Here is a 4,932-nt window from a genome sequence, read left to right on the forward strand (position 1 = left end):
GCTGGAGGCGCCCGGAGGCCTTGAAGCGCTGCGCATCGGCCGTGAACTAGGGCGCCCGGTGGACCGCTTGGTGACCGATGTGGTCATGCCCGGTATGACGGGCGTGTCGCTGGCGCGGGAGTATCTCGCGGAAGCGCTGACCACGCGCGTGCTATACCTGTCCGGCTATCCGGAGGGCACGGTGACGCAGCACGGCATTGTTCCCGATGGTGTGGAACTGCTCACCAAGCCTTTCGACATTCAGGAATTGTCACGGCGTGTGCACCGTCTCCTCGATCAGCCGGTCGCCGGCTGAGATCTTCCGCAAGCGGTGCGCGCGCGCTTCGACGAGCGCACTATACAGCATGGTTTGGAATCGTTCGATCACGTCGGTTCCGCTGGGGAGTTGGTTGATCATGAAGACGATGACAAGTCCCTCGGCGGGATCGACCTTGTAGTTCGACCCGTACGCCCCACCCCAACCAAACGTCCCCACCGACGACGACCCCGTGGCGCCGTACCGCTCCGTGGTTTCGAAGCCGAGACCGAAGCCTCTGGTGGTACCGTGCAGTGTGTCGACCTGGTTGGTCGTCATCAGCGCCACGGTATGGGGGGCGAGATACTGCTGGCCATTCCATCGCCCTCCGTGGGCGATCATCTGCAGGAAGCGCGCGTAGTCGCGGGCGGTGGACACGAGTCCGGCGCCGCCGGCGAAGCTGATGCGCGGACCGTCGATGTAGTGCCCTTGGCCGCGTGCACCATCGGGGGCGCGGCGCAAGCGGCCGGAGTCATTGGCGTACACCGTGACGAGTCGATGGCGCTGCGCGACCGGCAGAAAGAAATGCGTGTCCCGCATACCGAGTGGCTGCGTGATGCGGCTCCGCAGAAAGGCGTCGAGTGACATGCCCGAGGCGCGCTCGACGATGCACCCAAGGACGTCGGTGTTGTAGCCGTACACCCACTTCTCGCCGGGCTGCGCCACGAATGGCAGCGCGCCGAGTCTGTCCATGGTGGTACATATGGGATCGGTCTTATCGGCGGTGTACCATCCGCGGCCGGCGGCGGGGCCGAGGCCCTGCGCTTCGTAGCGGGCGCGTACCGACGCGTCGGTGCCGTAGGAGATGCCGGCGGTGTGGGTGAGCAGGTCTCCAATCATGATGGCGCGCTTGGCCGGTACGATCGCGACGCCGGTATCGGTGCGTGTGGCCACGGTCGTGCGGGCGAATGACGGCAGGAAGCGGCTGACCGGCGTGCCCAGCGTCAGCCTTCCCTCCTCGAGTAGCATGAGCAAGGCGGTGCTCGTGAGCGCCTTACTCTGTGACGCAATCCGGAACACCGCATCGGGCGTCATGCGTCGCTGCGCCTCGCGATCGCTCCAGCCCACGGCGCGCTCGTACACCACCTGATCGTCGCGCAACACGAGCGCGACGGCGCCGCCGATTTCCTCCTGCGCCACGGCGGCATCGAGCATCGAATCGATCCGTGCGAGTCGATCGATGGCGAATCCATGGCGAAGCGGTTTGGATGCGCGCGGTGAGGCCAGACGCGGTGCCGGCTGCGCACTCAGCTGTGCGCTTGCCAGCAGGACACCGGCGAGCGCGATCGCGCACCGTGGTAGAGAACTCGACGCGAAGGGCATGACAAGGCCTGTGGGGGTCGGCAACGGATTAAATCGCGTAGCCGGTGCTTCCGGATGGAGGGCAATGGGGCGAAGCTACCCCATGCAGTGGATCAAGGCTACTCCACGATTTTTCAGCGCAGCATGGCTCGCGGTACTGCTGGGCGCTTGCGCGACGAGCGACGCACCGACGGCGCCCGTGACCCCGCCCCCACCCCCGCCACCGGCGGTTGCGTTCACCGTCCCGACGGTGGTACGGGAATTCCGCGGGCTCTGGATTGCGACGGTCGCGAACATCGACTGGCCGTCGCGCAGCGGGCTCCCGGTGGCGCAGCAACAGACCGAGTTTTCGCTGCTTCTCGATGCGGCGGAGCAAGCCGGGTTGAACGCCATCGTGCTGCAAGTTCGCGCCGCGGGCGACGCGCTCTTCCCGTCGACGATCGAGCCGTGGTCACGGTCCCTGACCGGCACGCAGGGCGTAGACCCCGGATATGATCCGCTGGCGTATGCGATCACGCAGGCGCGTATGCGCGGCATCGAAGTGCACGCCTGGTTCAACCCGTTCCGCGCGGCGAATCTGAGCGACACACTGCGCCTGGCGAACACGCACTTCGCGGTGCGTCGCCCCGACCTCGCCAGAAAGTACTGCACGCAGCTGTGGTTCGATCCGGGCGAGGCGGCGGTGCAGGATCAATCGATTGCCGTGATCACCGATGTACAGCGTCGGTACGACGTGGATGCCGTCCATCTGGACGACTATTTCTATCCCTACCCCGACTCGCGGTGCACGGGGCTCGACTTCCCCGACAGCGCTACCTACGCGACGTATCTGCGGAACGGGGGATCGCTCGCTCGCGCTGACTGGCGCCGCGACAACGTGAACCGGTTCGTGGAGCGGCTCTATCGCGAGTCGCACGCGGTAGCACCGAAGGTGCGCGTTGGCATCAGCCCATTCGGCATCTGGCGACCGGGCACTCCGGCGGGCATTGTGGGGCTCGACTCCTACGCGTCGATCTACGCCGACTCGCGCCTGTGGCTGCAGCGCGGGTGGGTGGACTACTTCGCGCCACAGCTCTACTGGTCGATCGCTTCGACCGGACAGAGCTTCGGCTCGCTGCTGTCGTGGTGGGGACAACAGAACACGATGCGCCGGCACCTGTGGCCCGGGCTGGCGGCCTATCGCGTGAGCGACGGGAGTACGAGTGCGTACGTGGCCGCTGAGATTCCGGCGCAGGTGCAGCTCACGCGCGCGCAGAACGCCGCCGCGGGTGGCTCGACGGGATCGGTGTTGTACAACACGACGGTGGTGCTGAACGACCGCGGCGGACTGCGGTCGCTGCTCGCCGGTGGCGTGTTCGCCTCGCGCGCCCTGCCGCCGGCCACGGATTGGCTCGACGCCGTCTCCCCGCCGGCGCCCACCATCGCCGTGACGCCGCTGGGTGCCGTGCTGCGCGTATCGATCACGCCGGTCACCAGTGAGCCGCTGGCGTGGTACCTGCTTCGCTGGCGCACCAGCGGAACGTGGTCGCAGCGACTGCAGCGGGTGGCCGCACTCACGGCGGATGTACCCGCGGCCGGCACCGACGGGGTCGTGATCAACGCGATCGACAAGGTGGGTAACGCGAGTGCGGACGTGGTGTGGCGTCCGTAGTCGCATGTCGCGCGCCGTGTCCTACTCGTCCATGAGCGTGTTGTCGCGCGTTTCCGGCATGGTCGCGTAGACCACCAGTGACGCGAGAATGCAGCCGGTCACGTACCAGTAGAACCAGCGCTCGTGTCCCATGTTCTTGAACCAGAGCGCGAAGTATTCCGCGGTCCCACCGAACACCGATACCGCGACCGCGTACGGGAATCCAACACCCAGGGCGCGGATACTGGTGGGGAACAGCTCGGCCTTCACCACGGCGTTGATGGCGGTGTATCCGCTCACGGCCACGAGTGCGAGGATCAGCAGCGTGAGCGCCTGTGGAATCGTGCGGGCCCCTTCGAGCGCAGTGAGCAACGGGATCGTGCCGAGGGTGCCGAGGACGCCGAACGCCGTGAGCACGGGCCGTCGACCGATGCGGTCGGAGAGCGCGCCGACCAGAGGCTGCAGCATCATGTACACCAACAGCGAGACGGCGTTGATGTACGTCGCGTCGCTCTTGCTGAAGCCGGCGGTGTTCACCAAAAATTTCTGAGCGTACGTCGTGAACGTGTAGAACGCGACGGTGCCGCCAGCAGTGAGACCGACCACCGTGAGTACGGCGCGCGGATGGGCCATGAGACCGCGCGCGGTTGCGGCCGCGCTCTGCGGCGGTCGCGACGCGCGATCCTTTTCGAACGCGGACGACTCCTCGAGGCCGCGTCGCATGGCGACGGCCACGACCGCCAACGCCGCGCCGACAATGAACGGAATGCGCCATCCCCACGATTCGAGCTCGGCGGGCGTCAGCGTGCGCTGCAGCAGCAGCAGCATCGCCAGCGCCAACAATTGCCCCATGATGAGCGTGACATACTGGAAGCTCGACCAGAAGCCGCGATGTGTCTTGCCGGCCATCTCGCTCAGGTACGTGGCACTCGCGCCGTACTCGCCACCCACGCTGAGACCCTGCAATAGGCGCGCAAGCACGAGCATGGCGGGCGCGATCACGCCGATCTTGGCGTAGCTGGGCGTCACCGCGATCAGTAATGATCCGCCGCACATCAGCAGCACCGACAAAGTGAGCGCGGCGCGACGTCCGTGTCTGTCGGCGTAGCGTCCCATCAACCAGCCGCCGGCAGGTCGCATGAGAAAGCCGACGGCGAACACCGCGGCTGCATTCAAGAGCTGAACGGTTTGATTCGCGGGCGGAAAAAAACTCTTCGCGAAATACAGGGAAAAAGCGGAATACACGTACCAATCGTACCACTCCACCAGGTTGCCAACCGATCCGCCGAAGATGGAACGCAGACGGCTGCTGGCCGACTTGGGGGCGCCGGGGACGTGCACGACCGGCGTGCTCACGTGGTCACCTGGGCGTCGATGGTGCGGGCCAGCAGATCGAGCAGGTCCGCCTCGGTGCGCACACCGGGCACATCGTGCATATCAATCATGTATCCATAGCGTTGAGCGATCGCCTCATACAGTGGGATGCGGTGGGCGAGCAGCTGCTCGAAGCCCCACACCGCGAAATCGTCAGGGTCAACCTGTTCGTCGTGCACGAGCGCGCGCTGCGCTTTGTACTCGGCCCACTTCGCGTCGAGAAACGCCGGGTTGTAATACATCGGCTTCGGATGCGCGCGGAATCGGTCCACCAGCACGCGCGTGTGCTCCGGTGTGCCGCGAATGTATACAAGCATCGTGTGATCGGCGA

The 4,932-nt window shown here is 66.0% G+C and carries 4 protein-coding genes and 1 pseudogene; 2 read left to right on the top strand and 3 right to left on the bottom strand.

What is annotated here, in order from left to right:
- A partial coding sequence (locus tag ACESNG_RS22565; protein ID WP_373070947.1) for a response regulator occupies nt 1-295 on the top strand: 295 nt, incomplete at its 5' end.
- Here ACESNG_RS22565 and ACESNG_RS22570 read toward each other — a convergent pair.
- On the bottom strand, nt 251-1,618 hold the full coding sequence (locus ACESNG_RS22570) for a serine hydrolase domain-containing protein (protein WP_373070949.1): 1,368 nt from the start codon (nt 1,616-1,618) through the stop codon (nt 251-253). The two genes, ACESNG_RS22565 and ACESNG_RS22570, sit on opposite strands and share 45 nt — an antisense overlap.
- A gap of 178 nt (nt 1,619-1,796) precedes the next feature.
- On the opposite strand from ACESNG_RS22570, the gene ACESNG_RS22575 reads away from it, so the two are divergent.
- The gene (locus tag ACESNG_RS22575; RefSeq protein WP_373070951.1) at nt 1,797-3,248 is read left to right on the top strand and encodes a glycoside hydrolase family 10 protein; all 1,452 of its coding nucleotides are present in this window, start codon (nt 1,797-1,799) and stop codon (nt 3,246-3,248) included.
- Between the two features lie 21 nt (nt 3,249-3,269).
- Here the strand turns inward: ACESNG_RS22575 and ACESNG_RS22580 are convergent, their stop codons facing one another.
- A complete protein-coding gene (locus tag ACESNG_RS22580) occupies nt 3,270-4,583 on the bottom strand; it encodes an MFS transporter (RefSeq protein ID WP_373070953.1) in 1,314 nt (437 codons plus the stop codon).
- Nucleotides 4,580-4,932, bottom strand: a pseudogene (locus tag ACESNG_RS22585) (ATPase); the annotation flags it as partial. The pseudogene ACESNG_RS22585 and the gene ACESNG_RS22580, both read right to left, overlap by 4 nt.

Source organism: Gemmatimonas sp., from assembly GCF_041689975.1.
Taxonomy (GTDB): Bacteria; Gemmatimonadota; Gemmatimonadetes; order Gemmatimonadales; family Gemmatimonadaceae; genus Gemmatimonas.